This is a genomic window from Bacteroides sp. HF-162 (assembly GCF_015679285.1).
Lineage (GTDB): Bacteria > Bacteroidota > Bacteroidia > Bacteroidales > Bacteroidaceae > Bacteroides > Bacteroides uniformis.
Window position 1 is genome coordinate 2717940 of the sequence record NZ_CP064937.1, and the last position, 26637, is coordinate 2744576.

The following is a 26637-nucleotide window of genomic DNA, read 5'->3' on the forward strand; positions in this document are numbered from 1 at the left end:
ATATTCACTTGTGTGATAGAGTTATGTTGGGGCGCGATATAACCATTCGCGATAATAATGGAAATCATTATATCGCTATGCGTGGATATAAGGATACGCGTCCGGTATTTATAGGTCAGCACGCTTGGTTGTGCGAAGGTGCAATCATTATGCCCGGAGTTAAAATTGGTGATGGTGCTATAATTGGGGCAAAATCTTTTGTTACTCAAAATGTATCAGCCTATTCAATGGTTAGCGGCAATCCGGCACAAGTGATAGAAGAAGATGTTTATTGGAAGTATTAATTATAAACTTAAGGATATGATATTAGAAGAATTTGTCAAAGGATTTGCTGAACAATTTGAAGATACGGATATCACTGAAATTCAAATGGATACTGTGTATCAGGATTTGGACGAATGGAGTTCGCTAACAGCAATGTCTATTATCGCTTTTGTAAAAACGACCTATAATAAAGAAATAACAGGTAAAGAGATACGTTCATGTGAAACGGTTGAGGAATTGTTTAATTTAGTAGAAGCTAAGTAGAATGGTTCAAACTTTCAATCCGTTTTCGCTTGAGGGTAAACAATTATTGGTTACTGGTGCGTCAGCTGGGATTGGACAGGCTATTGCTATAGCTTGTTCTAAGATGGGCGCTTCTGTTATCATTACTGGACGTAACGTTGAGCGATTGAACGTAACTCGTTCGTTATTGATGGGAGAAGGGCATTTATCGATAGCAGGAGATTTAACTAATGAAATAGATATTTTAAAAATCATATCTTTAGTTTCGAATTTAGACGGCATTGTGCATTGTGCCGGTATTGGACATCGTAAACCATGCAAACTGATTGATAAAGCTGATATAGAGAATGTGATGGATGCTAATTTTAAAGCTCCAGTCTTGTTGCAAACCGCTTTATTATCTGCAAAGAAAGTCAATAAGGCTGCGTCTATTGTTTTTATTGCTTCTCGTGCGGCTGATGCTCCTAGTATAGGCAATGCATTGTATAGTGCTTCAAAAGGAGCTATTATTTCTTATGCCAAATGCTTAACTTTAGAATTGGCTCCCCGCGACATACGTGTCAATTGCATTTGTCCCGCTATGGTATGGACTGACTTGATTTATAAAGGAGGGTTGACTAAAGAAGATTTAGAGCAAGAACAATTAAAGTATCCCTTAAAGCGCTATGGGTATCCTGATGATGTGGCAAATCTTGCTATTTATTTACTTTCGGATGCATCTTCGTGGATGACTGGATCTTGTATTGATTTGACAGGAGGTGCGAATAATTTATAATAAAATGGGAGCATATATAAAAGCTATTAGTTACTATTTACCCGAACAAGTTGTTACGAATGAAGACTTGGTAAGTGAGTTTCCTGAATGGAGTGTTGAAAAAGTGGCAGCCAAAGTAGGTGTGAATGTTCGTCATGTTGCTGCAGTTGGTGAGACAGCAGGAGATATGGCCGAAAAGGCAGCAAAGAAACTTTTTGAAGAATACTCTATTGATTCAAAGGATATTGATTTTCTATTGCTTTGTACGCAAAGTTCTGATTATTATTTGCCGTCCACAGCTTGTGTATTACAATATCGATTAGGGCTGCGTACTGATATTGGTGCCTTTGATTATAATTTGGGTTGTTCAGGGTGTGTATATGGATTAGCTATTGCGAAGGGACTTATAGTATCAGGCATTGCCAAAAATGTTTTGCTTCTCACATCAGAAACATACAATAAATATCTTCACCCTTCTGATAAGGGTAATCGTTCTATTTTTGGTGATGGAGCAGCCGCTTGTTTAGTATCAACAGATGGATTTGCTGAAATTGGTGAATTTGTATTAGGAACCGATGGCAATGGAGCAAATAATCTGATAGTAAAGACAGGTGCTTCTCGGTATCCGGGAAGAACCGGATTGTCTATTAAAGATGATGAAGATCATGTTTGGTATGATGATTATTTGTACATGAATGGTGGAGCTATATTCAACTTTACTTTAGAGGCAGTTCCGACTATGATGAAGCAAGTATTGGAAAAGAATCAATTTTTGAAAGAAGATGTAGACTATTTTGTGTTCCATCAAGCTAATAAGTTTATGTTAAATACTATCCGGAAAGTATGTGTTTTACCCAAAGAGAAGTTTTATATTAATTTGGAGAATACAGGTAATACTGTTTCTTCTACTGTACTAATTGGATTGAAACACTGCATGGAGAATGGAACAATACATCAGGGCATGACTGTTATGGTGACTGGCTTTGGAGTAGGACTTAGTTGGGCGGGCACAATGCTTAGTTTTTAATTTAATAATAAGTAATACTCTTTCTTTGATATAGCTCAAGATTTTTTTCTTGTATTTATATTTATGAATGTACTAATAATAGGTGGTACCGGAGTTCTTAGTAGTGCTGTAACTAATGAAGCTTTAAGGCAAGGCTTTAAAGTGACCATGATTAACAGAGGTAGTAGGAGCAACCTTATTCCAGATAATGTAGAATTTTTAAAATCAGATAAAAATGATTTAAAAAAAATTCGGCATCTGCTTGGAGAAAGGAGATTTGATGCTGTTATGGATTATTTATGCTACTCTGATGATGAGGTGGCAGATAGTTTCAATTTTTACTCTCATTATACAAAGCAATATTTTTTTATATCTTCTTGTGCTGTTTATAACACCACTTTGGGAGAAGTTTGTAGGGAGGATTCTCCTAAGATATTACCGATATGGAGTTATAGTGTGAATAAATGGGCTAGTGAAAAACATTTAGAGATCCTGGCAAAGAAATCAGATACAAATTATACAATTATCCGTCCTTGTGTAACATATGGAGATACACGAATTCCTTATGGTATTTCACCTAAGTATGGTTATCATTGGACATTGGTGTCTCGAATATTGAATGAAAAACCGATTATACGTTGGAATGGTGGAGTAAATCGATGCAATATGACACGTGTAGAAGATTTTGCTGTTGGTGTTGTTGGCTTGATTGGTAATCGGGGTGCTTATAATGAGGCTTTTAATATTTGTGGTGATGAAACTCCCTCCTTTAATGAAGTACTTAATGTTTTGTCGGAATTATCTGGAAAAAAAGTAAAGATTGTGGATGTTACAAGTGAATTTTATGCACAAGAACTTCCTAATCATGCTGGTGAAATATTGGGGGGGCGTTCTATAGATGCACTAAATAGTAATGATAAGATAAAGAAAGTCGTTCCTTCGTTTCGTCAAACAATTTTCTTAAAAGAGGGTATTGAATTAACTTATAATGCATATGTAAAGAGCAACTATCAATTTGGAATTGATTGGGGGTTTGAAGGTGATACAGACCGAATTATTAAAAAGTGGTGTAAAAAGAATGGTATTAGCATTGAAAAAATGAATTTGCATTTTATAGATTACCTTAAAACTGCAACATGGAAGGATAAAAAAAAGTATTATTTAGCTTTGTATAAAAAACGTTGGGATATTCGAAGTTTGTTATTTTTTTATAAAATTGCAAATCAGATAAAAAGAAAATTATGTGGAAAATAAGTAGTATCATAGAATGATAGAGCGGCAAACAAATAACAGAACTATTGTTAAAAACACCTTCTTTCTTTATTTTCGTATGATGTTTACAATGCTTGTCACTTTATATACATCACGCGTTATATTACAAATGTTAGGAGTTAATGATTATGGTATTTATCAGACTGTAGGTGGTGTTGCCGTAATACTTTCGTTCATAAGCACTGCATTAAGTTCTGGCTCCTCTCGATTTCTTACTTATGAATTAGGGAAAAAGGATGAAGATAAACTTAGGCGAACCTTTTCGACAGTATTGGCAATGCACTTAATTCTTGCATTTTTTATATTTTTACTAGCTGAAACTATTGGATTATGGTTTGTTTATAATAAGTTACAGATTCCAACTGAAAGAATGGGAGCTGCAGTATTTGCATATCATTTCTCAATATTAACAGTGTTGGCTATGTTTTTTCAGGTTCCTTTTAATGCTTCTATAATCAGTCATGAAAAGATGAATGTTTATGCTTATTTGAGTATTATAGAAACTGTATTGAAACTTCTCATCGTCTATTTATTGGCAATAAGTGATTGGGATAAATTGAAATTATATGCTATATTCTTGTGTACTTTGCAAATTGGTATAACTTGGTTTTATCGTAATTATTGTACTCGTAATTTTGTAGAAACACGATCTAAATGCTCAATAGACAGAGCTATAATAAAAGATGTGTTAAACTATTCAGGGTGGAATTTATGGTCGAGCGCTTCCATTGCTTTGAATAATCAAGGTGCAACTATTTTGATTAATGTTTTCTTTTCACCAGCGATTGTAACAGCTCGTGCCATTGCTAATCAAGTGAATATGGCTGCTAACCAATTTGTTCAAAACTTCCGTATAGCTGTTAATCCACAAATAGTAAAAAGATATGCAGCAGAAGATTATCAAGGAAGTAAAGATTTGTTGTGCAGTTCGACAAAGTATTCATATTTTATGATGCTTGCCTTATGTCTGCCCATTTGTTTGGTAACAGAACCTTTATTGAGGTTATGGTTGGGAATCGTTCCTGACTATACAGTTATCTTTTTACAGTTGACTCTTGTGACCAGTCTTTTTCAAGTATTTGATACATCATTTTATACAGCTCTTTACGCCAAGGGGCGAATAAAGGAAAATGCATTAATTTCACCATTAATTGGTTTTCTGGTTTTTCCGATAGTTTATCTGTTATTTAAGAGTGGATATACTCCTGTCGTTTTAGCTTGGGCATTATTAGCGTGCTATGTTCTATTGGGGCTTGTTGTAAAACCCATTCTTATAATAAAGATTGTTGGTTATACATGGCGAGATATTATGAAAGTGTTTATGCCTTGCTTTAAGGTTACTATTTTAGCTATTCCTTTACCATTAGTGATTTATGTTTTTGGTAATAAATTGGGGTTGAATGAAATATATTATAATTTGACTCTTATTTTAGTGAGCCTTTTTTGTGTGATATTAAGTGTTTGGATAATTGGGATAAATAAAGAAATGAAAAGTAAACTGTTTTCTTTGATTTTGAAGAAAATTAGGAGTAAAAAGTAAAATAGTAGTATAAATTTTACTTTATGTGCTATTTACTTGAAATATATTAGAATGAAAATGAAGAATGTGTTATTGATAGGGATTGGCGGTGTTTATAATTATGGTTGTGAAGCTATAGTACGTGGGACGATTGAAATACTTAGGAACGTTGATCCTGCTATCAAAATTAGCTATGCTTCGTATAATTATGAGGATGATGTGCAGAGATTAGCTGATTGTGATCTGAAAATACTGCAACGTAAAAGATTAGGACGGTGGAATCCTAAAAACATTATACGTAAATTGCTTACATTTGTTGGCATCTCTTTTACTATGCCTTATGATTCTACTGATTGGTTGAATGAATATGATACAGTATTTTCTATTGGAGGCGATTTGTATACGTTGACTTCTATTGGAGGCTGTAATATTTCGTTACCTTTGTTTCTTGAAAAGTGTCAGGCAAAAGGTATTAAGTATGTATTGTGGGGGGCTTCGGTTGGAAAATTTGAACAGAATTTGAAAGCGTTGAATTTCTTTAAGAAACACTTAAAGAGTGTTGATCTGATAGTGGCAAGAGAAATAGTAACGGTGAATTATCTTAATTCATTAGGAATTAAACAGAATGTAGTCTTTGCTCCTGATCCTGCTTATTTTGTAAAATGCCCTTCTTTGAGTAGTGAGGGAAAGTCTGAAAGTATAACGGTAGGTATTAATCTTAGTCCACTTTCAGCCTTATACCATTATGATAGTTTAGAAACTGCTGTCAAAAAACAAGCAGAAGCTATTTGTGGATTGGTTGAAGAACTTCACTGTAAACTCCTGTTTATTCCTCACGTACTTTCTACATCTCTGAATGATAATGATTTATGTTATTTGGAACAAATAGCAAGTAGAGTGAAGAATGCAGGGCACTCTGTAACTATGGTGAGTTCTGATCCTGGATTTATTGGCTTAAAAAGTGATTTGGCCAGATGCAATTTTGTAATAGCAGCGAGAATGCACTGTGCAATCAATGCCATAACAATGAATGTTCCTACAATATTTTTGTCATATAGTGAGAAAGCAAAGGGAATGGCAGAATATGTTTATGGTACAAGCCATGGAGTATTCTCTCTCATCGAATTTGAAGATTACCACAAAATAGCGAATATAATAAGAGAATGGAATTTAGAGTCTCGTATTGACTCAATAAAAGAGTTTGATTTTAAGTCATTATTTGTGAATGTTTAATTAAATATACCCTAATGAAAAAAATAATGCTTGTCTTTGGTACTCGTCCTGAAGCAATAAAAATGGCTCCATTGGTTAAAGAACTGCAGAAATATCCCGATGATTTTAAAACAATTGTTTGTGTAACTGGGCAGCATCGTGAAATGCTTGATCAAGTGCTGACAATTTTCAACATTCATCCGGATTATGATCTTAATATTATGAAGCAGGGACAAGACCTCTATGATGTTACAACTCGTGTGCTTATAGGTATGAGAGATGTGTTGAAAGAGGCACAGCCTGATATTGTATTGGTACATGGTGATACAACGACTTCTACTGCTTCTGCTTTAGCTGCTTTCTATCAGCAAATTCCTGTGGGGCATGTTGAGGCAGGATTACGTACGCACAATATTTATAGTCCATGGCCGGAAGAAATGAACCGATTGATAACCGGACGCATTGCTACGTACCATTTTTCACCCACTCCACTTAGTCGTCAGAATTTATTGGACGAAGGCGTGAATGATAAAGCAATTATGGTTACCGGTAATACAGTAATTGATGCACTCTACATGATGGTAGATAAAATTAAGATTGATAAATCATTGGATGCTGAGTTAAAGAATGTTTTGAAAGTTGCAGGATATGATGTAAATCGTTTGAAGGACGGTAAAAAGCTAGTACTGATAACAGGGCATCGTCGTGAAAACTTCGGTGATGGTTTTATTTCTGTATGTACTGCTATAAAAGATTTAACGAAGAAATATGCTGATGTAGATTTTGTATATCCAATGCATCTAAACCCCAATGTGCGTAAGCCTATTTATGATGTGTTTGGTAAGGATATATTTAATATAGAAAATATGTTTTTCATAGAACCATTAGAGTACTTATCATTTGTGTATTTGATGGAAAAGTCAACTCTTGTACTGACCGATAGTGGTGGTATTCAAGAAGAGGCTCCTGGATTAAGTAAACCTGTTCTCGTAATGCGTGATACAACAGAGCGTCCTGAAGCATTGGAAGCTGGGACGGTAAAATTAGTAGGAACGAATTATAATAAAATTGTTGGTGAAGTGTCTAATTTGTTAGAAGATTGTGTATATTATGAAACAATTAGTAAAGCAGTGAATCCTTATGGTGATGGATTGGCTAGCCAGCATATTACATCCTTTTTTAAATCAAAATTTAGTGTATAATTGGGTTTAAAATGTAAGCAGTCAAAAAATGGCTATTGATTGAAAGTTCTATCTTCGCTGCCAACCAAATTTTAAGAATTATGTATAGCAGTGAAGATCTTGAAAGTTTTTTACTTTCAATACCAGACCGAGGCCTTGCCTCATGGAGAACCCCTCCAATCATTTTGTGTTAGGAACAAAGTTCCTTATAACATCTTTCAGAAATGGTTCAAGGATACCCGGAAAAAAGTAGTTGAAGTCCAGATTGATGGTGCTCCTGAAATTGGTCATGAGGAAAAATCCAGGACTAGTGATCAGCCTCAATCGGTATCACAAAGCAGAAATGATCACCCAGTTTGTATTTGGGTTGCCATTCGTATTAGCAATGGCTTACATTTGTCCCGAAAGAATTTAAGCTACCAGGATTTGGTTCGTATGGTAGAGAATCTGGAGGGAGTATGTTGAGTGTTACCGGTCTCAATCATTTTTATTATGTCCGTGACTTTGCCGATATGCGTTGTAAGCACAGCCGTGTGTTGTCTGTCATTCGTGAACGGCTTCACAGGGAACCCAATGATGGAGACGTCTTTATAGTCATGTCGCGAAATCGCAGAATAGTCTGTATGTTTTCATTTGACAATCGTTCATATAGTCTGTTCGAAAAGAAGTTTGTAGCAGGCTATCAGTTCATGAAAGTGGAGCGAAACGGGGCAGATACTGTTTATCGGATTGACTGGAAAGACGTGGTTTTGATTCTTGAGGATCTGTGGTTAAAATGTTAAAAATCAGATAATTAAATCAGTTGTACAGTTGTGGTTTTGCGATTATTTTACTACCTTTAATACTGTAAATCAAAGGTCTAAGTATGCTCGAACTGCAGGATATAATTACAACAAAACGAGAGTTGTTGAGTAGGGAAACCTGCTCACGCCCCCCTATAAATTATAGTGCAGGTATGGCAGAGGATCAGAAAGAGCGGTACATACAATACCTTGCCGGGCAGAATCAGGACCTCAGGTTGACAGGTGATGCCATGAAGCTTGTTTTGGAAGATTTTATGGCTGAGATGAAGGAACTGAAGGATCAGGTGGCTTCCATGCAATCGAAACATGCTTACCTTGAGAATCAGTTATCGGAAGAGCATAAGCTTCGCAAATCGGCTGAACGTAAGATTAAGTCACTTCAAGACAAACTTGATTATGCCAATCAGGAACGTTTTGGTGATAGACGTCAAAGGATAAAGTCTAAAGCTAAAACGGTTGATTCAGACCGTAACAAGGAGAAGGATGATTATGATGGAACCGATGATACGCTTCGCACGGATTCGGTTGGTCATGTTCAATCCCCGGAGGTTAAAGAGCCTTCCGGGAAAGGCCGTGATTTGTCCAATCATCCTGACGGGTATAAAATGATGGGAGTAACCGGAGAAGCGATAGAGCATCCTTCTGACTTGACAAAGGTTCCCGGTCGCATCATTGAAAGAAGAATGGTACGGGTGTTCAGTTTCCGTACTTTCCTTACGGAAGAATGTTTTGAGACGGTTCATTATGCAGAGCCTGGTAAAAAGCCGAAGTGGGGCTATTTCCCTTCTGAAGGTCATCCGGAGGTAGTAACCAATTTTGAAGGCACTAGGGCCACTCCTGAATTTCTGCAGGCTATTGCCTACGAAGTTTATGTGAAGAATGTGACTTTTGGTCTTCTTCACCAATGGCTGACAGATATGGGGATGACCGTTTCTAAAAACACATTGCGCAACTGGCTTACGAAAGGCAAGAAATACCTGGATGAACTGGTCTGTGTATTGAAGTCCATAGCTTTGGAAAAGGACTCGATTGTGAACTGCGATGAGACCTGGTGTAAAGTGCGTAAATATGATCACTATAAGAAATGCTACATTTGGGTTCTGGTCAACAAGGCTCAGAAAACAGCCATTTTCTTCTATGAGAATGGCTCGCGTGGTCGTGAGGTACTTACAGACTTTTTGGGCGATGCAGAATTGAAGAGTATCATGTCCGACGGATACAATGCTTATGTATTTATCGGCAATGAGCTGAAATCAGCCTGGTTTAAAGATACTGTACACCAAGTTTGTATGTCTCATGCTAAAAACAAGTTTGTCAAGGCTTCCAATCAGAGTGGTGAACCGACATCCGAGCGCTTTTCCGAAATTTTAAAGGAGTTCTTTATGAGGGAGCGTAAATACGATGATGCCGGATTCACTTCCAAAGAAAGGTTGCGGGAAAGGCAAAGCTTGGAAACGAAGGAACTCCTGATAGAGTTGCGCAGTTTGTTAGATAGTGAACAGTCAAAGGATTCAGAATCTAGAAGCCAGTATTATAGAGAAGCTCTCAATTATCTGAACCGGTTCTGGAAAGAGATATTTGCTTACTTGGATGATGGTGAATTACCTATAGACCACAATCTGGCAGAGCGAACTATTCGAAAGCTGACTACTCAACGTAATAATTCACTTCATTATGGTAGTGATGCCGGTGCTGAGATGGCTGCAACATATCATAGTGTGATTGTAACGGTAAAGCTTCATGGCAGTTCTATCTGGAACTTCATCGGAACTTTTTTTTAAAATATCTTTAACGGGTGCAGGGATTATGTTAACATGGTTCCTGACAAAATCACTTTGGCTGCCAGCCAATGTTAAATTCAAGACAAATTAATTAACAAAACTCGGTTTAGGGCACTGAAAAGTGCCCTTTCAAAGGGGGATGCCTTAAATTGAGTGTTTACGTTTAAAATGTCATCACGATAGTTGATAAATACTGTATAGATGTTTCTTTACTTCATTCCTCCTATATTGTTATATATAGGTCAGATCTCCTTCAAAAGATCCAATGCATATTATTGTTTTTGTGTTCTTTATATTGTGTTCTTCCTTTGCTTTGGTTATATGTGTGGATCTGATTGGCGGAATTATGAAATGTATTATGAAGGGATTGATTCCACTAATTTGATATTGTATTTATTAAGAATGGAGCCGGGCTATGTCCTGCTGATGTATTTATCCAAAATATTAGGTATTGGGTTTTGGGAATTTGCAATTTTTTTTAAATGTGTATTATGTATTGTTTCTATACATTTAATAAATAAATATGCAGGAGAGAAATTCCGTTATATCGGATTGATATTCTATTTTACGTGGTTTGCCTATTATCTTTATATAGATGCACCTTTTCGTAATAGTATTGCGGCAATGCTGTTTTTGTTGTCAATACCATTACTGGAAAAAAGAAAAACTTTCCTATATTTTTGTATGGCTGTATTGGCTTTTTCTATCCATACAACAGCAATATTCATGGTTCCTTTATATTGGATTTATACGTGGAATTTATCCATGAAAAAATGTATTTTCTTATATGTGCTAACTTCTGTTATATTTTTAGATCAAAATGTGATTTTATCATTGTTTTCATCTTTATTTTCTTGGCATCCAATAATATATAGAAAACTGCTTAACTATTCAGGAACAACTAGTAATTTAGTTTCATTAGGTTATATATATCATATCTTTTTTTTGGTTTTATTTCTGTATTCTAAATCATATATTGAAACAAAAATATGGAATGGAAGACTTGTTTTTAATTTTGCGTTTATTAATTTTTTATTGTATCGGATAGGACTGACATTTTTGATGGGAAATAGATTTATGTTGTATATCTCAGTTTTTTATTGTGTCGGGTTATCGGTTTTTATTGTTTTTTTAAATAAGCGAAGTAAATTGATTTATACAACATGTGTAGTTTTATTTTCTATTTTTATTATAAGTAGATATCTATCTAGAGATTCTCGTTATGTTCCATATTCAAACTATTTATATTACTCTCTTTTTGTCGGTCATCCAAGTTATGAATATCGAGATCAATATAACGATTCACATAGTCCATACGAACCAATGAAATCATTTGAAGAAAATTATGGGAAATAAAATTTTTATTATTTGTAATTTTTATAGTATTCAAGTTTGGTCTGCTATAAAGTTGCATATTAATTACATATCTAAAGCTGGAGGTGTACCAGTGTTAATTATAAAAAAAGGTAGTGCAAGCATTGATACTAATGAACTTAAAGGCTTTGAAATTTGGGAATATTCAAATTTATTCTCTCTTTTTATGCATATTTTAACAGCGAAAGATGTTAAGTACGTATGGTGCCCAGATTTTATAGTAGTTATAAAGATGTTTATTCCTTGTCTACTTTCTTGTAAGAAAATATATTTTTGGGTACAGGGCATACTGCCAGAAGAAGATTATATGAAGTTTCATAAGAAATATCGGTTTTATATTTTTAATATATTGGAATATTTAGCATTATTGTTTTCTTCTAATTATATTTTAGTATCATATTCTATGCTAGATTTTTTACAGAAAAAATATTGTCTAAAAAAAATAAATGAAAAAAGATCAATAATTGTTCCTTGTTTGTCTGAATTTTCACGAAACTTTAATGTAATAAAGAAGCCTAATTCATATGTGTATATCGGTGGATTGTCTGTTTGGCAGCAATTTGATAAAACTCTTTTAATTTTCAAGCAAATATTGAAATATGAAAAAAACTCAGTTTTACATGTTATAACTTTTGATATTGAAAAGGCCAATAGAAAGATTAATGATGTTTTTTCTGATAGAGATAATATATCAGTGTATTCTATTTTGAATAGAGTTGAAATACCCAATATATTATCACAATTTGAATATGGTTTTATAATAAGAGAATGTAATCTTGTTAATTATGTTGCTTCTCCTATAAAATTTGCTGAATATTTGGCATGTGGTGTCAAGCCTATTACGACTAATGCAATGCCTCATTATGTTGAATTGATAAAGAAATTTAATTGTGGTGTTATTGTAGACTATGATAATTTGGAAAATATAGAAATCTCACATGACAATGATTCTTCCAATACGAAAAAAGCTTATGATGCCTATTTTGCATTAGATAGAATTATTGAATTATATCAAAAAATACTATGTTGATAGAAATCTATTTATTGATGCTAATTTGCTCATGAATGGAGTAAATACATCTGTGCTGTAAAAGGATGACAACTTGTTTTTGATTACTATACTTATATATTATATGAATATACTTATGATATCGAGGGGATATCCATCTAAATGGGATCCACAATGGGGGAGCTTTGAAAAAGAGCAAGCGATTGCATTAAAAAACTCTGGTAACAATGTTATTATTGCATATGTTGACAGAAGAGTCTTTTGTAAAAATAGAAAATGGGGAATATCAAAGATTGATGATAATGGGATTATTGTTTATAGTATCTATATATTTCCCCTTCCTCTGCAATATTTGTTTTTTGTTACATCATTTTTTACGAAAATATTTTTTCAGATATTGGTCGAACGTATTATTAAAGAGAATGATAAGATTGATTTAATATATTCTCATTATTTATATAATACTTATTTTGCTTCTTTTATTAAAATAAAGCACAAATTGCCACTTGTCTGTATAGAGCATTGGAGTGGGGTAAATAAAGATGTTCTGCCACAATATGTAAAGTTAATGGGAGCTAAAGCCTATAGTACGGCAGATGCTATAATCGCTGTCTGTGATTCTTTAAGAAAAAGAATAAGAGAGCATTTTAATAAAGAAAGTTTTGTTGTTCACAATATGGTTAGTGATGATTTTTTTACTTGTCCTTTAATTGAGAAAAATGATTTCTTTCAATTTGTTTCTGTTGGTACATTAATTAAAGGAAAAGGGTATGATTTTTTGATAAATAGTTTTTCTCAAACTCAATTCCCTGAAAAAACATGGAAATTATTGATTGTTGGTGATGGGCCTGAAAGAGATAATCTTTATAAGCAAATTACACATTTAGGATTGGAAAATCATATTTTCTTATTAGGGAAAAAAAGTAAAAATGATATTGTTTCTATTTTGGCTAAAAGCCATGCTTTTATTTTACCATCAAGGGGTGAAAATTTTTCTGTTGCAATAATTGAAGCTTTATCAATAGGAATCCCTGTTGTAGCAACAGACTGTGGTGGAACAAAAGAGTCTATAAATAATAGTAATGGAATATTAGTTCCTGTAGATGATACGAGCTCTATGTCGGAATCGCTGCTTTATATGTTCAATAATATTTTGAAATATGATGCTAGTGATATTCGTAAGAATAGTAAGGAGCGTTATTCTTCCTCAGTTATTGGAAATCAGTTATTAGCTATTTTTGACAATGTACTATATCGAAAAGATAATTGTGGATGTTAGTCTGAAATTATAATGTTAATATCGTTATTTTTTATTTTATGGTAAGAGATATTGCAATATTTGGAGCAGGAGGATATGGCCGTGAAATGGCTTCCTTGTTGAAACGCATAAATAAACAACAACAATGTTGGAATTTTATTGGTTTTTTTGATGATGATGTTGTTAATAAACCTATTGGATATAGAAATGAATATGGAGAGATATTAGGAAATTTAGAAATGCTAAATACTTATCCAAAACCTTTATCTGTTATTTTAGCTATTGGAAAGCCTAAGATCTTAAAAGCTGTTTATGAGGCTATTACTAATCCACTTATTGATTTTCCTAATATTGTAGCGCCAGAAGCACATATCTTGGATATAGATAATTTTTCAATGGGAAAGGGTAATATACTTGGTAGTTTTTCTTCTATGAGTTGTAATGTTCATATAGGAGATTTTAATATATTTAACAATAGAGTGTCTCTTGGTCACGATGTTTTAGTTGGAAATTACAACTCTTTTATGACTGCCTCTCGAATTAGTGGTGGAACTAAGATTGGAACATTGAATTATTTCGGTGTATCTGCTGTCGTTCTTCCCAATATAAATATAGGTGCCGGTACTACTATTGGAGCAAACAGTGTGCTAATGAAGAATGCGAAAGATAATGCAGTATACATTGGAAATCCTGCTAAGAAATTTGATTTTGAGTGATAAACTAAAAAAATAATTAGATTATGGAATTAAATGATTTTATTGAGAAATTTGCGGAACAGTTTGAAGAAACCGAAAAAACTGTATTTAATCCTCATACACGCTTTAAGGAATTAGACGAATGGACTTCTTTAACAGCATTATCAATTATTGCTATGATTGATGAAGAGTACAATATTTCATTGAAAAGTAATGATTTGGCTAAATCATCAACTATAGAGGAATTATTTGTAAAAATAGTAAATAATGCGAATCAGTAGTTGAACTCTGATTCTTGTTTAAAAAAATTAGATAAATGAATGCGATGGCAATTTTTCCCATCGTATGTACCAGAAGCCCAGATGTGGCTCTGACCTTCATCGCTCTTTGAATATTTGTTTTCTCATTCAGCCAGTTGAAAAACGATTCTATGGGCTGTCTGACCTTTGAAACAGCTGTAGAGAATAGGTCTCTCTTCCTGCTTTCTCTCTTTGAGTAATAATGGTTTCTTCTCCCTTTATTGCTTTTACTGGTGTTAGCATAGTAACCTCTTGTTCCTGCTGCTTGTTTCCCCAGAAAGAGAAATCTGAGTATATCTTGTCCGCAAATATATCCCTGTGAATAAGATTATCGGCCACCTTTCTTTTAAGAACCGTCAAGTCATTTTCCTTTGCCGATGATAATATTATCATTTCAGGGAATGGTATGGTCCCTTTTCTACGTAAAGTTAAGGTATGAAGTTTGATGCCGTAATAATACATGTTCTTGGTTGAGCAATAACCTTTGGTTGTTATTTCAGTAGCCACTTTTCCGTTTTTTGTTCTTTCCTGCACAGGTAATAATGGGCATAGAGTCAATAAGTGATGTCGTAGAATCGCAATCGGCTGGTTTAAAGAATGTAATGAGATGCTTTACGAGTTCGTTAATCGCTCCACTCATCCGGTTCAACCGATAGTTGAATGTCTGATAAGAAGGAAGATTGGGAAACCAAGAAAGCAAATATTCTTTAGTGAATGTATGTATCTCTTTGATGTTGAAGCAGTGCTGATATGTTCCACAGAACAGATATACAGTAAACAGTTCCTCATCGGTGAAGACAGGATTTGCATTGTTACTGAATCTCTGGCAGTTGGACTTCAGTGAAAACTGGTAAACATCGCAGATATACATATATATTCTTATAAGTTTTAGCTCTTTCTCCTTGGGAATCATAATTAGAATAATGAGTGGTTTTATTCTTATAATATGCTGATTCCCAATGAGATTGAGAAATGGATAAACGAAATAATTATTTGAATAATAACATTTTAACAAACTGAATCAAGCAGTGATTTCAACTGCTGATTCGCATAAATAACTAATTGCTATATGACTGATAATTTGAAAAAATACAATGAGGTGTTTTGTAATATCTTTGAAGTCAGAGAAGATGATTTGGAAAATATGAAGCTGAAAGAATCAGCCAATTGGGATTCTGTTGGACACATCAATTTAATATCTTCTTTAGAAGAGACTTTTGATATAAATATGGAACCAGAAGATATGTTTGAAATAACTTCGTACAGTGATGGACTTCTAGTTTTGCACAATCAATATAATATAGAGTTTTAAACTTATGTTCGATTTTTCCTCATACTTTTCTAATACTGCATTTATTACTAGCAAAGGTGAATTGTATACGTATAAAAATGTGTCTATTCTGTCTGAAGAGTTAGGTAAATATATTCAACCGCATTCTCTTATCTTTATATTATGTAGTAATACAATTGGTTCAGTTCTCGGCTATCTCTCATCTTTTAAAGTTAATGCAGTTCCTCTTTTACTCAGTAAGGAGATAGATAAATCATTGTTAAGTGAGTTTATTCGTAAATATTCACCGACATATTTATGGTTGCCAGATGAAATGGCACATGAGTATTGTGATAAAGAATTTATATTCTCATCACATGGATATTCATTGATGAGATTTGGGAAAAAAGATGTTGATCTTCCTGATAATCTAGCTTTGTTATTAACAACCTCAGGTAGTACAGGCTCACCTAAATTGGTTCGCCTTTCCAAAGAGAATATTCTTGAAAATGCGAAATCAATTGCACAATACTTGGATATTGACCAAAACGAAAGAGCTATAACATCACTTCCAATGCATTATTCTTATGGACTTTCTGTTATTAATAGCCATTTAATATCTGGTGCTACAATTTTGTTAACTGAGGACTCTTATATACAACGTGATTTTTGGGTTTTTGCAAGAGAACAAAGAGTTACATCTTTTTCTGGTGTTCCATTTACTTATGAGATCTTAAAGAAAATGAAATTTTGGAATAGAAACCTACCTACTTTAAGAACTTTGACGCAAGCGGGTGGAAAGCTCAGCAATGAACTGATAGAGTATTTCGCAAAGAATGCTAAGTTACGTGATGTTAATTTTTATGTAATGTATGGTCAGACTGAAGCTACTGCTAGAATGAGTTATTTGCCATGCCAATATACTATTGAAAAAATAGGTAGCATTGGGCAGGCAATACCTGGAGGCAAATTTGAGATTTGGACTGATATGGTAATTGTGGAAGAATCGAATATTATAGGTGAGCTTGTTTATAAAGGGAAAAATGTGTCTTTGGGTTATGCTGAATGCTTTAATGACCTTTTGCGTGGAGATGATAATAAAGGAACTCTTTACACTGGTGACTTAGTATATAAGGATAATGATGGATTTTATTATATTGCAGGACGTAAAAAGCGTTTTTTAAAATTATTTGGAAATAGAATAAGCTTGGATTATACAGAAGATTTATTGAAAAAGCAATTTAATATTGATGTTGCTTGTGTTGGTACTGATGATAAGATGATTATTTATACTACCGACTTAGAACAAAAAGATAATATAATAAATTTTCTTGTAGTCACACTAAAATTGAATAGAATTGTTTTTGAGACTCGATATCTCAAAAACATTCCTCGTTCTGAAACAGGAAAAGTTTTATATGCAGAATTACCAATAAAATAATATGTATGGCTAACTTAAGTATAGGTGGTATAGAAATTGCTGGTATAGTAGCTTGTGTACCTCCTGATGTAGAAGAGAATATATCTCTGTCTTTCTTTGAAGATGGGGAGGCAGAAAAAGTGATTGCGTCTACTGGTATTGAAAGAAGACATATTGCTGATAAAAGTACTACTGCTGGAGATTTGTGTTTTAAAGCTGCTGAGAAATTGATTGCTGGATTAGAGTGGAATAAAGATGAAATTGATTGCTTGATTTTTGTAAGTCAAACTCCTGATTACATTCTGCCCCCTACTTCTTGTATTTTACAAGGACGTTTGGGACTGTCACAGACTTGTTATACTATTGATATTTCTTATGGTTGTCCTGGATGGGTTTATGGGTTAAGCGTAATTGCTTCTCTGATGTCTTCTGGCTGTATGAAAAAGGGATTGTTACTTGTTGGTGATACACCTTCAAAATTTAAATCAAGAAATGATAAAACAGCTTGGCCTTTATTTGGTGATGCAGGAACGGCAACAGCTATTGAATATAATTCTAGTGCTGATAATATGTTTTTTACTTTTTCAACCGATGGTAACTCTCATCAGGCTATAATAATAAAAGATGGTGGAGCCAGGAATCCTGTTAATGAAGAGTCTTTAAAGGATGTTTACTATGGGAAAGGTGTGGTTAGAAGGCCATTAGATAGCGTAATGGATGGAATGGCTGTTTTTGCATTTGGATTAAAGCGAGCTCCTGAATCAGTTTTGAGATTATTGGAGTATAGTCAGGTTGAAAAAGATAATATAGATCTATTTATTTTTCACCAAGCTAATTTTTTTATGAATGAGAAAATACGTAAGAAGCTGAATATTCCTGTGGAGAAAGTACCATATTGCTTGCGAAATTTTGGAAATACGAGTTGTGCTACAATTCCTTTGACATTAGCTACTCAATGTTCAGATCTTTTGATTAAAAAGAAGAAAGTGATTGCTACTGCATTTGGTGTTGGATTGTCTTGGGGGAGTGTTTTATTATCTATGGATAGACTGAAAACATTGGAATTTATACAATATTGAAATGTACAATCCATTTAATTTAATAAATAAAACGATTCTTGTAACAGGGGCGTCATCTGGAATAGGAAAAAGTATTGCGATTGAATGTTCAAGAATGGGTGCAAAACTTATTCTTATTGGCCGAAATGAGTGTCGCTTGAAGGATACTTTTTCCTTATTGGAAGGAAACGGGCATACTTATTATTGCTGTGATTTAATTAGTGAGGAGGAAACGTCACTTTTCTTGGAGACATGCCCGACAATCGATGGTCTAGTGCATTCAGCAGGTGTTGGACTAACTCTTCCTTTTAAGTTTACTACAGCTAGTAAGCTAAAAAGAATAATGGAAATTAACTTTGAAGCACCAGTGTTGCTAACACAAAAGATATTGAAGAATAAGAAAATGCGGACTAGGGGGTCTATTGTCTATTTATCCTCTATTGATGGAGTATTAACTGGGCATATTGGGAATTCTATTTATTCGGCATCAAAAGGTGCATTAGTTGGTATAGCTAAGTCTCAAGCCGTAGAACTCGCTAATCAAAATATACGTGTAAATTGTATTTTGCCAGGGAGGGTAGACACTCCTTTAATTAGTAGAAAAAATATATCAGAAGAGCAGGTGAATGCAAACAAGAACTTGTATCCGTTGAAAAGATATGCTCGTCCAGAAGAAATTGCTTATTATGCTATATACTTATTGTCTGATGCCAGTACTTTTACTACTGGTTCCAATCTAGTAATTGACGGTGGATTTACATTATTATAATCAAAGAAAGATAGCGATAATTTATTCTAGTTTATTTTGTGTAAGCAGCCAAAAAATGGCTATTGAGTAAAGGTCTACCGTAAGCACTCAAATTAGGGCCTAAAAATGCTATTTCTATCTTTGTTGGCAATCAACTTCTAACAATTATTTATAGCAGCAAAGATCTTGAGAGATTTTATTTTCAGTACCAAACAGAGACCGTCACTCACAGCGTGTCTCTTCAGTCATTTTGTTTAAAGAATAACGTCCCTTAAAACCTTTTTCATAAATGGTACAAGGGTACCAGCAGCAAAATAGTGGAAGTTCAGGTGGATGGTGCTCCCTCGGGGTGTACCGTCTGATTCAAAAACTGGAGGTGCTATGTTGAGTGTGACTGGCGTCAACCGCTTCTATTACCTGTGTGGCTTTACTGACATGTTGTAAGCATTCGAGTGCTCTGTTCGTCATTCGTGAACAGTTGCACCGTGAGCATTCCGATGGGATATTTATATCGTCATATCTAAAGACCGTCATCGTACGGTTTGCTTGTTCGCTTATGATAACCGTTCCTATAGTCTTTTCGAGAAAAAGTTTGTTGCGAGCTATCAGTTTATGCGGATAATTAAAGATGGCGAAGGTAACGAGTTCGCCTACCGGATAGACTGGAGGGACATGGTCTTTCTGTTAGAGAATCCCGTAGTTAAATCGTTAAAAATATTATGATTATGAATATTAGGAGTAAAGTATGGGGGATTTTAGTTGATTTATATCCTCGTTATCTCCGTTGGAGATACGGAATGGATATAGGTAAAAATTGCAGAATTTCATGGAAAGCTCATTTAGATAAGTCAGTTAACCCTAAAGGTATCCATATTGGGGATAATACTTGGGTGCTTTCTGGTGCTATGATATTGGCACATGATCATTGTAGAAGTTTGAAAGCTGATACATATATTGGTAAAAATTGTGTGATAGGAGTTCGATCAATAATTATGCCAGGCTTATCTGTTGGTAATCAAGTGGTTATAGGGGGGGGTAGCGTGGTTACAAAAAATATTCATTCGAATTGTATTGCAGCAGGAAATCCTGCAAAGATATTGAAAGAGAATGTAAATGTTCAAAATGGAAAAATATTAATGAATTGATTAACGAATGTTATGCTATATTCTTGCTTTTTAAAACGTACGATTGATTTTATTGTTGCTTTCTTTGTTTTGGCAGTTATCTGGCCCATATTACTTCTTCTGATAATTTTCCTCCATTTCACCAATAAGGGTGCCGGTGTCTTTTTCACCCAGGATCGCCCTGGAAAAAATGCCCGGATATTCAAAGCCATAAAGTTTAAGACAATGACAGATGAGCGGGATTCTGGAGGATACTTGTTGCCGGATGCTGAACGCCTGACAAAGATTGGTAAAATAGTCCGTTCTCTTTCCATAGATGAATTGCCACAATTAATTAATGTATTAAAGGGGGATATGGCATTGGTTGGCCCCCGTCCTTTATTGCCGAAGTATCTTCCTTTATATTCAGAGGAACAGTTCCGTCGCCATGAAGTACGTCCAGGAATTACGGGGTGGGCACAGGTAAACGGACGGAATGATATCAGTTGGAAACGTAAGTTTGAACTGGATGTGTGGTACGTGGATCATATTTCTTTCTGGCTGGACGTGAAGATTATTATGCTAACCATAAAGAAAGTGTTCGTTAGAGAAGGGATCAATAAGGAAGGTAATGCTACCACTGAGGCTTTCAACGGTCATAACTGAAATGAACATCCATCAGATTGTCAATTCTGTTTTCACCTCCAATGCTTATATACTGTCTGTTGAGGGGAAAGATTGGCATGTATTGATAGATATTGGGGATATTGCTCCTATAAAGCAGTGTGTTCAGGAAAAGTGCGGAACGGTACAAGCCTTGTTTCTGACTCATACTCATTACGACCATATTTATGGTATAAAAGATTTATTACGATTGTATCCTGATTGCATAGTTTACACTTCCTCTTTCGGTAAGGAGGCTTTAGGTTCGGATAAACTTAATTTTTCCCGTTATCACAATGATCCTGTAATATGGATGGGAGATAATGTGACGGTTTTACATGAGAATGATAAAGTGGAAATATTTCCGGGAATTTTCGTGGAAGTGTTTGAAACTCCCGGACATGATAAAAGTTGCCTTACCTATAAAGTCGAGAACAATGTTTTCTCGGGTGATTCATATATCCCGGGTGTTAAAGTCATTGCCTCATTCCCTAATAGCGATAGGGAAGATGCACGGATCTCGAAAGAACGTATCATGGAATTAACAAAGGATTGCAGTCTGTATCCCGGTCATGGAAACATTTATGAGTAAATTATTCCGATATCTGGAAAGGATTTATAAAGCCGTTTCCTTTCTTTTTATTCCCCACTATGTGAGGAATCCGAAGTTTGATCATTAAATAATCACATATATATTTATGGATAAAACTATTTATCTTTGCCTTGCCCATATGAGCGAGGAGGGTATTGAACAGAAATATGTAAAAGAAGCCTTCGAAACGAACTGGGTGGTTCCTCTTGGTCCTAATGTGAATGCTTTTGAAGAGGATTTGAAACGTTTTGTAGGCGAAGGCAAGGAAGTGGTGGCACTTTCGGCCGGTACGGCGGCAGTACATTTGGCTCTGTTGGCTTGCGGAGTGGGACAGGGTGACGAAGTGATTGTACAAAGCTTCACATTCTGTGCGTCTTCGCATCCGGTCACTTATCTGGGGGCTGTTCCGGTATTTGTGGATTCTGAGAAAGAAACTTGGAACATGTCTCCGGAACTGTTGGAAGAAGCCATCAAGGACCGCATTGCCAAGACTGGAAAAAAGCCAAAAGCTATTGTTCCTGTGGCATTGTACGGCATGCCCTATGACTGTACACGTATCATGGAGATAGCCGATAGGTATGCTATTCCAGTGGTGGAAGATGCTGCCGAAGGTTTTGGCTCCCGTTTTAAGGGACAGGTACTGGGGACGTTCGGCAAGTTCGGGGTGCTGAGCTTTAACGGTAACAAGATGATTACTACCAGTGGCGGTGGTGCGTTGATTTGTAAAGATGCCGAAAGCAAGAATCAAATCATGTGGTATGCCACGCAGGCTCGTGAGGCTTATCCTTATTACCAGCATGAGGCGATAGGGTATAACTATCGCATGAGTAATATATGTGCAGGTATTGGTCGTGGTCAAATGACCGTTGCCGATAAGCATATTGCACATCACCGACATGTGCAGGCTCTCTATAAGGAACTGCTTAAGGATGTGGAGGGGGTATTGCTGCATGAAGCTCCTTCGGCTGATTATGACTCTAATTTCTGGCTTTGTACAATCACTCTGGATTCTTCACTTCGCATCAAAGGGCAGGAAAATGCTTATAAGGATGTTGTCAGGACTGCCGTAGGTGGTGCTGCAGGTGTGATTCATGCCGTAGATTGTGCTACAACAGATTGCCAGCCCAACGAGAATGTGGAGGCTTTGCGTGCTTTTATGCTTGGCAAAAAAATAGAGGCACGCCCGGTTTGGAAACCGATGCACAAGCAGCCGGTCTATAAGGATGCTCCGGCTTATATCAATGGGGTATCCGAAGCTATTTTTAAAATCGGTATGTGCCTTCCTGCCGGGCCGTGGGTGACTGATGAAGATGTATATTATATCGTGGAGTGTATAAAAGAGGCCATAGTAAAATAATAGATGAAAATACAGCTTTTTTAACTACGACCTTGACAACGCTGTCGGTTGCCAATACGTTTGTCAATGCGGATTTCATCTATACCGTTGTCTGTTCCGTTCTAGTCTTCTGCTTCTTCAATTTCTGCAAGCGTGCCAAATATTCACCGCCTGATGCTTCATGAGAATATCGGACTACCGCATCGCAAACATCTTATCAGATTATGGCGAATGAGCTGAAGATTCCCCATGTCATAGTATCTTTGACCTATATGGCAGTACAGGCAATCATCATCGTAGGATATCTTGATTAAGTTGGCTTGCCTAATCTGTCAGCTTGTAAATCAATACTTTATGAACTTATCTCAGAAAACAGCTTCAGCGAGGCTGTTTTCTTTGTTTACAGGCAAATATATCCTCACCTTTGCATTGTTGATCAACAAAACGAGATTAAAAACCATGTTGAATTAAAAATGTAAAAAGGAGAAAGAAACTATGCCTTTATTTTATTATGCAAGACAGTCGTCTCTGGCGACAAAAGAGGGTGCCAAACTTTGGCATCTGAGTTTGAAGAAAGTGGGAAGAGCCGTGGATGCACAACAGCTGGCTGAGGTGATTGCCGAGAAGTCTTCCCTGACTCCGGGTGACGTACATAATGTAATCCGTAACCTGATGACGGTAATGAGGAGCCAGTTGCTGAACAGCCGTACGGTGCGTCTGGATGGCCTGGGCACATTCACCATGAAGGCCCGTACGCGAGGTAAGGGAGTGGCCAAATCTGAAGACGTGAATCCCAATCAGGTGACTGCTTTGCGCTGCCAGTTTACTCCGGAATACACGCGCCCGGCTGCCATCGGCACTACGCGTGCCCTGCTCCAGGGTGTGGAGTTTGAGAAATGGACGGGAGTGGTTACTGATGGTAAGGATGATGCCGGTGATGGTGGTAATTCCGGTGGCGGTTCCGACGGTGACCAGGGAGAGAACCCGTTAGGATAAGATGGATTTACTAATTTTGAAAGATTAAGACTATGAAAAAGAACGTTTGGGACAAGATTTTGAAGGTAGTGATAGCTGTTGCTTCCGCCATATTGGGAGCTTTAGGCGCCAATGCAATGAATGTATAAATTGTAGATTTATATAGAATATTAGGAGAAAGGCGGTGAAGGAAAAGCACTTCATCGCCTTTTTGTTATTTTCTTCATTTATAATTCCCTGCCAACCAAAAAATCTTATTACCTTTGCAGGTCACTTTTGGAAACAATAAAAATATAATGATATGAATATCTCTTATAATTGGTTGAAAGAGTATGTCGATTTCGATTTGACACCGGATGAAGTTGCTGCGGCACTGACCTCCATCGGACTGGAAACGGGAAGTGTGGAAGAGGTGCAAACCATTAAAGGCGGACTGGAAGGACTGGTCATCGGCGAAGTGCTGACATGCGAAGCTCATCCTAACTCAGACCATATGCACGTCACTACGGTGAACCTGGGACAAGGTGAACCCGTGCAGATTGTATGCGGCGCTCCGAATGTAGCTGCCGGACAGAAAGTGGTAGTAGCCACGTTGGGTACAAAACTGTATGACGGTGACGAATGCTTTACCATCAAGAAATCAAAACTTCGTGGCGTGGAATCTGTCGGCATGATTTGTGCTGAGGATGAAATCGGTATCGGTACGGACCACGCAGGCATCATCGTACTGCCGGAGACAGCTGTTCCGGGTACGCTTGCCAAGGACTACTATAACATCAAGAGCGATTACGTGCTGGAAGTGGACATCACTCCCAACCGTGCCGATGCTTGCTCACATTATGGGGTGGCACGTGACTTGTATGCCTACTTGATACAGAACGGTAAGCCGGCTACTTTAAAGAAACCTTCGGTAGACGCTTTTGCGGTAGAAAATCACGATTTGGATATTAAAGTAACTGTAGAGAACAGCGAGGCATGTCCCCGATATGCCGGCATTACGGTGAAAGGGGTTACAGTGAAAGAAAGCCCCGAATGGTTGCAGAACAAGTTGCGTATTATCGGTCTGCGTCCTATCAATAATGTGGTGGATATTACCAACTATATCGTCCATGCTTTCGGCCAGCCGCTGCACTGCTTCGATGCGGATAAGATTAAAGGCGGTGAGGTGATTGTAAAGACCATGCCGGAAGGTACTCCGTTTGTAACTCTTGATGGCGTGGAACGTAAATTGAACGAACGCGACCTGATGATTTGCAACAAGGAAGAGGCGATGTGTATTGCCGGTGTGTTCGGCGGTCTGGATTCCGGTTCTACGGAAACCACCAAGGATGTGTTCTTTGAAAGTGCCTACTTCCATCCGACATGGGTACGCAAGACAGCCCGTCGTCATGGATTGAACACAGATGCTTCTTTCCGTTTTGAAAGAGGTATTGACCCGAATGCCACTATTTACTGCCTGAAGCTGGCTGCTTTGATGGTAAAGGAACTTGCCGGAGGTACCATTTCTTCTGAAATAAAAGATGTGTGCGCCGCTCCTGCCAAGGATTTCCGTGTGGAACTTGCCTATGAGAAAGTGAACTCACTGATTGGCAAAGTTATTCCGGTGGATACCATCAAGAGCATCGTGACAAGTCTGGAAATGAAGATTGTAGACGAGACAGCCGAAGGGCTTACACTGGATGTTCCTCCTTACCGTGTGGACGTGCAGCGCGATTGCGATGTAATAGAGGATATCCTGCGTATCTACGGATATAATAATGTGGAGATTCCGACTACCTTGAAGTCTTGTCTGACTACCAAGGGTGAATATGATAAATCCAACAAACTGCAGAACCTGGTTGCCGAGCAGCTGGTGGGCTGTGGTTTTAATGAGATTCTGAACAACTCGTTGACCCGTGCCGCTTACTATGACAACTTGGAGTCTTATCCGTCAAAGAATCTGGTAATGTTGCTGAATCCGTTGAGTGCAGACTTGAATGCCATGCGTCAGACACTGCTTTTCGGTGGATTGGAAAGCATCTCGCACAACGCCAACCGTAAGAATGCAGACCTGAAATTCTTTGAATTCGGTAATTGTTATCACTTCAACGAGGAAAAGAAGAATCCGGAGAAAGTGCTTGCCGCTTATTCCGAAGACTATCATCTTGGTTTGTGGGTGACTGGCAAGAGGGTGACCAACTCATGGGCTCATCCGGATGAGAACAGCTCGGTATATGAGCTGAAGGCATACGTTGAGAATGTCTTTGCCAGATTGGGGCTGCACATGCATGATTTGGTTGTCGGCAATCTGACTGATGACATCTATGCTGCCGGTTTATCCGTACAGACAAGGGGGGGAAAGCGGTTGGCTACTTTCGGTATTGTAACAAAGAAGCTGCTGAAGGCATTCGATATTGACAACGAGGTTTACTATGCCGATTTCAACTGGAAAGAATTGCTGAAGGCCATCCGCAATGTGAAGGTGAGCTATACGGAAATCTCCAAGTTCCCTGCCGTGAAACGCGACTTGGCGTTACTGCTCGACAAGAAAGTGCAATTTGCGGAAATCGAGAAGATTGCCTACGAGACGGAGAAAAAGCTGCTGAAGGAGGTTTCTCTCTTCGACGTTTATGAGGGTAAGAATCTGGAAGCCGGTAAGAAGAGTTACGCGGTGAGCTTCCTGCTGCAGGATGAGAATGCCACGTTGAACGATAAGCAGATTGACAAGATTATGTCCAAACTAGTGAAGAACCTGGAGGACAAGTTGAATGCCAAGCTGCGTTGATTCATTATTCAGAATTTATAATTCATAATTTAAAATAC

26 protein-coding genes and 4 pseudogenes are annotated in these 26637 nt (G+C 36.7%); 28 read left to right on the plus strand and 2 right to left on the minus strand.

What is annotated here, in order from left to right; translation table 11 throughout:
• Positions 1–77: 77 nt before the first annotated feature.
• From ITJ87_RS18990 to ITJ87_RS11130, 16 genes and pseudogenes are all read left to right on the plus strand, one after another.
• Positions 78–260: pseudogene (locus ITJ87_RS18990) on the plus strand (dehydrogenase); the annotation flags it as partial.
• A 40-nt stretch (positions 261–300) separates the two neighbouring features.
• The gene (locus ITJ87_RS11065) at positions 301–528 is read left to right on the plus strand and encodes an acyl carrier protein (protein WP_117964502.1); all 228 of its coding nucleotides are present in this window, start codon (positions 301–303) and stop codon (positions 526–528) included.
• Between the two features lies 1 nt (position 529).
• Positions 530–1282, plus strand: coding sequence for an SDR family NAD(P)-dependent oxidoreductase (locus ITJ87_RS11070; RefSeq protein WP_117964470.1), 753 nt, complete (start codon positions 530–532; stop codon positions 1280–1282).
• Between the two features lie 4 nt (positions 1283–1286).
• Positions 1287–2288, plus strand: coding sequence for a 3-oxoacyl-ACP synthase III family protein (locus ITJ87_RS11075; RefSeq protein WP_117964469.1), 1002 nt, complete (start codon positions 1287–1289; stop codon positions 2286–2288).
• A 63-nt stretch (positions 2289–2351) separates the two neighbouring features.
• Positions 2352–3521, plus strand: a complete 1170-nt coding sequence (locus tag ITJ87_RS11080; RefSeq protein ID WP_117964468.1) for an NAD-dependent epimerase/dehydratase family protein — start codon at positions 2352–2354, stop codon at positions 3519–3521.
• A 13-nt stretch (positions 3522–3534) separates the two neighbouring features.
• The gene (locus ITJ87_RS11085; RefSeq protein ID WP_220389775.1) at positions 3535–5079 is read left to right on the plus strand and encodes a lipopolysaccharide biosynthesis protein; all 1545 of its coding nucleotides are present in this window, start codon (positions 3535–3537) and stop codon (positions 5077–5079) included.
• Positions 5080–5130: 51 nt separating this feature from the next.
• A complete protein-coding gene (locus ITJ87_RS11090) occupies positions 5131–6291 on the plus strand; it encodes a polysaccharide pyruvyl transferase family protein (protein ID WP_229076205.1) in 1161 nt (386 codons plus the stop codon).
• A 14-nt stretch (positions 6292–6305) separates the two neighbouring features.
• Entirely contained in the window at positions 6306–7472 is a 1167-nt protein-coding gene (wecB, locus tag ITJ87_RS11095) for a non-hydrolyzing UDP-N-acetylglucosamine 2-epimerase (RefSeq protein WP_117964467.1), read from the plus strand.
• An 80-nt stretch (positions 7473–7552) separates the two neighbouring features.
• A pseudogene (locus tag ITJ87_RS18700) lies at positions 7553–7916 on the plus strand (hypothetical protein).
• On the plus strand, positions 7910–8233 hold the full coding sequence (gene tnpB, locus ITJ87_RS11100) for an IS66 family insertion sequence element accessory protein TnpB (protein ID WP_117964466.1): 324 nt from the start codon (positions 7910–7912) through the stop codon (positions 8231–8233). Before ITJ87_RS18700 ends, tnpB begins: the two are co-directional and overlap by 7 nt.
• 83 nt (positions 8234–8316) lie before the next feature.
• A pseudogene (locus tag ITJ87_RS11105) lies at positions 8317–10110 on the plus strand (IS66 family transposase).
• 126 nt (positions 10111–10236) lie between these two features.
• A complete protein-coding gene (locus ITJ87_RS11110) occupies positions 10237–11391 on the plus strand; it encodes an EpsG family protein (RefSeq protein WP_117964465.1) in 1155 nt (384 codons plus the stop codon).
• Complete coding sequence (locus ITJ87_RS11115) at positions 11381–12439, plus strand: hypothetical protein (protein ID WP_117964464.1); 1059 nt, start codon at positions 11381–11383, stop codon at positions 12437–12439. Before ITJ87_RS11110 ends, ITJ87_RS11115 begins: the two co-directional genes overlap by 11 nt.
• A 103-nt stretch (positions 12440–12542) precedes the next feature.
• Positions 12543–13697, plus strand: a complete 1155-nt coding sequence (locus ITJ87_RS11120; protein ID WP_196096222.1) for a glycosyltransferase family 4 protein — start codon at positions 12543–12545, stop codon at positions 13695–13697.
• 38 nt (positions 13698–13735) lie between these two features.
• On the plus strand, positions 13736–14392 hold the full coding sequence (locus ITJ87_RS11125; protein WP_117964462.1) for a serine acetyltransferase: 657 nt from the start codon (positions 13736–13738) through the stop codon (positions 14390–14392).
• Positions 14393–14415: 23 nt separating this feature from the next.
• Entirely contained in the window at positions 14416–14652 is a 237-nt protein-coding gene (locus tag ITJ87_RS11130; RefSeq protein WP_117964461.1) for an acyl carrier protein, read from the plus strand.
• A 147-nt stretch (positions 14653–14799) separates the two neighbouring features.
• Here ITJ87_RS11130 and ITJ87_RS18705 read toward each other — a convergent pair whose 3' ends face one another.
• Positions 14800–15177, minus strand: coding sequence for a hypothetical protein (locus tag ITJ87_RS18705; RefSeq protein ID WP_229076211.1), 378 nt, complete (start codon positions 15175–15177; stop codon positions 14800–14802).
• Positions 15167–15541 carry a hypothetical protein gene (locus ITJ87_RS18710; protein ID WP_229135095.1) on the minus strand — a complete coding sequence of 125 codons (375 nt, stop codon included), beginning with the start codon at positions 15539–15541 and terminating at the stop codon, positions 15167–15169. Before ITJ87_RS18710 ends, ITJ87_RS18705 begins: the two co-directional genes overlap by 11 nt.
• Positions 15542–15739: 198 nt before the next feature.
• Here ITJ87_RS18710 and ITJ87_RS11140 point away from each other — a divergent pair, with 198 nt between their 5' ends.
• From ITJ87_RS11140 to pheT, 12 genes and pseudogenes are all read left to right on the plus strand, one after another.
• On the plus strand, positions 15740–15982 hold the full coding sequence (locus ITJ87_RS11140; protein ID WP_117964460.1) for an acyl carrier protein: 243 nt from the start codon (positions 15740–15742) through the stop codon (positions 15980–15982).
• 4 nt (positions 15983–15986) lie between these two features.
• A complete protein-coding gene (locus ITJ87_RS11145; protein ID WP_117964459.1) occupies positions 15987–17381 on the plus strand; it encodes an AMP-binding protein in 1395 nt (464 codons plus the stop codon).
• Between the two features lie 5 nt (positions 17382–17386).
• Positions 17387–18439, plus strand: a complete 1053-nt coding sequence (locus tag ITJ87_RS11150) for a ketoacyl-ACP synthase III (protein WP_117964458.1) — start codon at positions 17387–17389, stop codon at positions 18437–18439.
• A 1-nt stretch (position 18440) separates the two neighbouring features.
• Positions 18441–19187, plus strand: a complete 747-nt coding sequence (locus ITJ87_RS11155) for an SDR family NAD(P)-dependent oxidoreductase (RefSeq protein WP_117964457.1) — start codon at positions 18441–18443, stop codon at positions 19185–19187.
• A 698-nt stretch (positions 19188–19885) separates the two neighbouring features.
• Positions 19886–20311 carry a DapH/DapD/GlmU-related protein gene (locus ITJ87_RS11160; protein WP_181980941.1) on the plus strand — a complete coding sequence of 142 codons (426 nt, stop codon included), beginning with the start codon at positions 19886–19888 and terminating at the stop codon, positions 20309–20311.
• Between the two features lie 12 nt (positions 20312–20323).
• Entirely contained in the window at positions 20324–20935 is a 612-nt protein-coding gene (locus ITJ87_RS11165) for a sugar transferase (protein ID WP_117964456.1), read from the plus strand.
• A gap of 1 nt (position 20936) precedes the next feature.
• Positions 20937–21524 (plus strand): MBL fold metallo-hydrolase, encoded by a 588-nt coding sequence (locus ITJ87_RS11170; RefSeq protein WP_117964455.1) that lies wholly within the window; start codon positions 20937–20939, stop codon positions 21522–21524.
• 106 nt (positions 21525–21630) lie between these two features.
• On the plus strand, positions 21631–22881 hold the full coding sequence (locus ITJ87_RS11175; protein ID WP_117964454.1) for a DegT/DnrJ/EryC1/StrS aminotransferase family protein: 1251 nt from the start codon (positions 21631–21633) through the stop codon (positions 22879–22881).
• 56 nt (positions 22882–22937) lie between these two features.
• A pseudogene (locus tag ITJ87_RS11180) lies at positions 22938–23168 on the plus strand (hypothetical protein); the annotation flags it as partial.
• A gap of 187 nt (positions 23169–23355) precedes the next feature.
• Positions 23356–23856 (plus strand): HU family DNA-binding protein, encoded by a 501-nt coding sequence (locus ITJ87_RS11185; protein WP_016273556.1) that lies wholly within the window; start codon positions 23356–23358, stop codon positions 23854–23856.
• A 32-nt stretch (positions 23857–23888) separates the two neighbouring features.
• On the plus strand, positions 23889–23984 hold the full coding sequence (locus ITJ87_RS11190; protein ID WP_005828262.1) for a smalltalk protein: 96 nt from the start codon (positions 23889–23891) through the stop codon (positions 23982–23984).
• 152 nt (positions 23985–24136) lie between these two features.
• A complete protein-coding gene (pheT, locus tag ITJ87_RS11195; RefSeq protein WP_117974664.1) occupies positions 24137–26599 on the plus strand; it encodes a phenylalanine--tRNA ligase subunit beta in 2463 nt (820 codons plus the stop codon).
• The last annotated feature ends 38 nt before the right edge of the window (positions 26600–26637 follow it).

Coding starts and splice junctions, on each gene's coding strand:
- ITJ87_RS11070 (WP_117964470.1), top strand. CDS start 530: ATGGTTCAAACTTTCAATCCGTTTTCGCTTGAGGGTAAACAATTATTG.
- ITJ87_RS11115 (WP_117964464.1), top strand. CDS start 11,381: ATGGGAAATAAAATTTTTATTATTTGTAATTTTTATAGTATTCAAGTT.
- ITJ87_RS11155 (WP_117964457.1), top strand. CDS start 18,441: ATGTACAATCCATTTAATTTAATAAATAAAACGATTCTTGTAACAGGG.
- ITJ87_RS11085 (WP_220389775.1), top strand. CDS start 3,535: ATGATAGAGCGGCAAACAAATAACAGAACTATTGTTAAAAACACCTTC.
- pheT (WP_117974664.1), top strand. CDS start 24,137: ATGAATATCTCTTATAATTGGTTGAAAGAGTATGTCGATTTCGATTTG.
- ITJ87_RS11185 (WP_016273556.1), top strand. CDS start 23,356: ATGCCTTTATTTTATTATGCAAGACAGTCGTCTCTGGCGACAAAAGAG.
- wecB (WP_117964467.1), top strand. CDS start 6,306: ATGAAAAAAATAATGCTTGTCTTTGGTACTCGTCCTGAAGCAATAAAA.
- ITJ87_RS11110 (WP_117964465.1), top strand. CDS start 10,237: ATGTTTCTTTACTTCATTCCTCCTATATTGTTATATATAGGTCAGATC.
- ITJ87_RS11150 (WP_117964458.1), top strand. CDS start 17,387: ATGGCTAACTTAAGTATAGGTGGTATAGAAATTGCTGGTATAGTAGCT.
- ITJ87_RS11140 (WP_117964460.1), top strand. CDS start 15,740: ATGACTGATAATTTGAAAAAATACAATGAGGTGTTTTGTAATATCTTT.
- ITJ87_RS11175 (WP_117964454.1), top strand. CDS start 21,631: ATGGATAAAACTATTTATCTTTGCCTTGCCCATATGAGCGAGGAGGGT.
- ITJ87_RS11190 (WP_005828262.1), top strand. CDS start 23,889: ATGAAAAAGAACGTTTGGGACAAGATTTTGAAGGTAGTGATAGCTGTT.
- ITJ87_RS11145 (WP_117964459.1), top strand. CDS start 15,987: ATGTTCGATTTTTCCTCATACTTTTCTAATACTGCATTTATTACTAGC.
- ITJ87_RS11165 (WP_117964456.1), top strand. CDS start 20,324: ATGCTATATTCTTGCTTTTTAAAACGTACGATTGATTTTATTGTTGCT.
- ITJ87_RS11125 (WP_117964462.1), top strand. CDS start 13,736: ATGGTAAGAGATATTGCAATATTTGGAGCAGGAGGATATGGCCGTGAA.
- ITJ87_RS11160 (WP_181980941.1), top strand. CDS start 19,886: ATGATTATGAATATTAGGAGTAAAGTATGGGGGATTTTAGTTGATTTA.
- ITJ87_RS11065 (WP_117964502.1), top strand. CDS start 301: ATGATATTAGAAGAATTTGTCAAAGGATTTGCTGAACAATTTGAAGAT.
- ITJ87_RS11080 (WP_117964468.1), top strand. CDS start 2,352: ATGAATGTACTAATAATAGGTGGTACCGGAGTTCTTAGTAGTGCTGTA.
- ITJ87_RS11075 (WP_117964469.1), top strand. CDS start 1,287: ATGGGAGCATATATAAAAGCTATTAGTTACTATTTACCCGAACAAGTT.
- ITJ87_RS11130 (WP_117964461.1), top strand. CDS start 14,416: ATGGAATTAAATGATTTTATTGAGAAATTTGCGGAACAGTTTGAAGAA.
- tnpB (WP_117964466.1), top strand. CDS start 7,910: ATGTTGAGTGTTACCGGTCTCAATCATTTTTATTATGTCCGTGACTTT.
- ITJ87_RS18710 (WP_229135095.1), bottom strand. CDS start 15,541: ATGTATATCTGCGATGTTTACCAGTTTTCACTGAAGTCCAACTGCCAG.
- ITJ87_RS11090 (WP_229076205.1), top strand. CDS start 5,131: ATGAAAATGAAGAATGTGTTATTGATAGGGATTGGCGGTGTTTATAAT.
- ITJ87_RS11120 (WP_196096222.1), top strand. CDS start 12,543: ATGAATATACTTATGATATCGAGGGGATATCCATCTAAATGGGATCCA.
- ITJ87_RS11170 (WP_117964455.1), top strand. CDS start 20,937: ATGAACATCCATCAGATTGTCAATTCTGTTTTCACCTCCAATGCTTAT.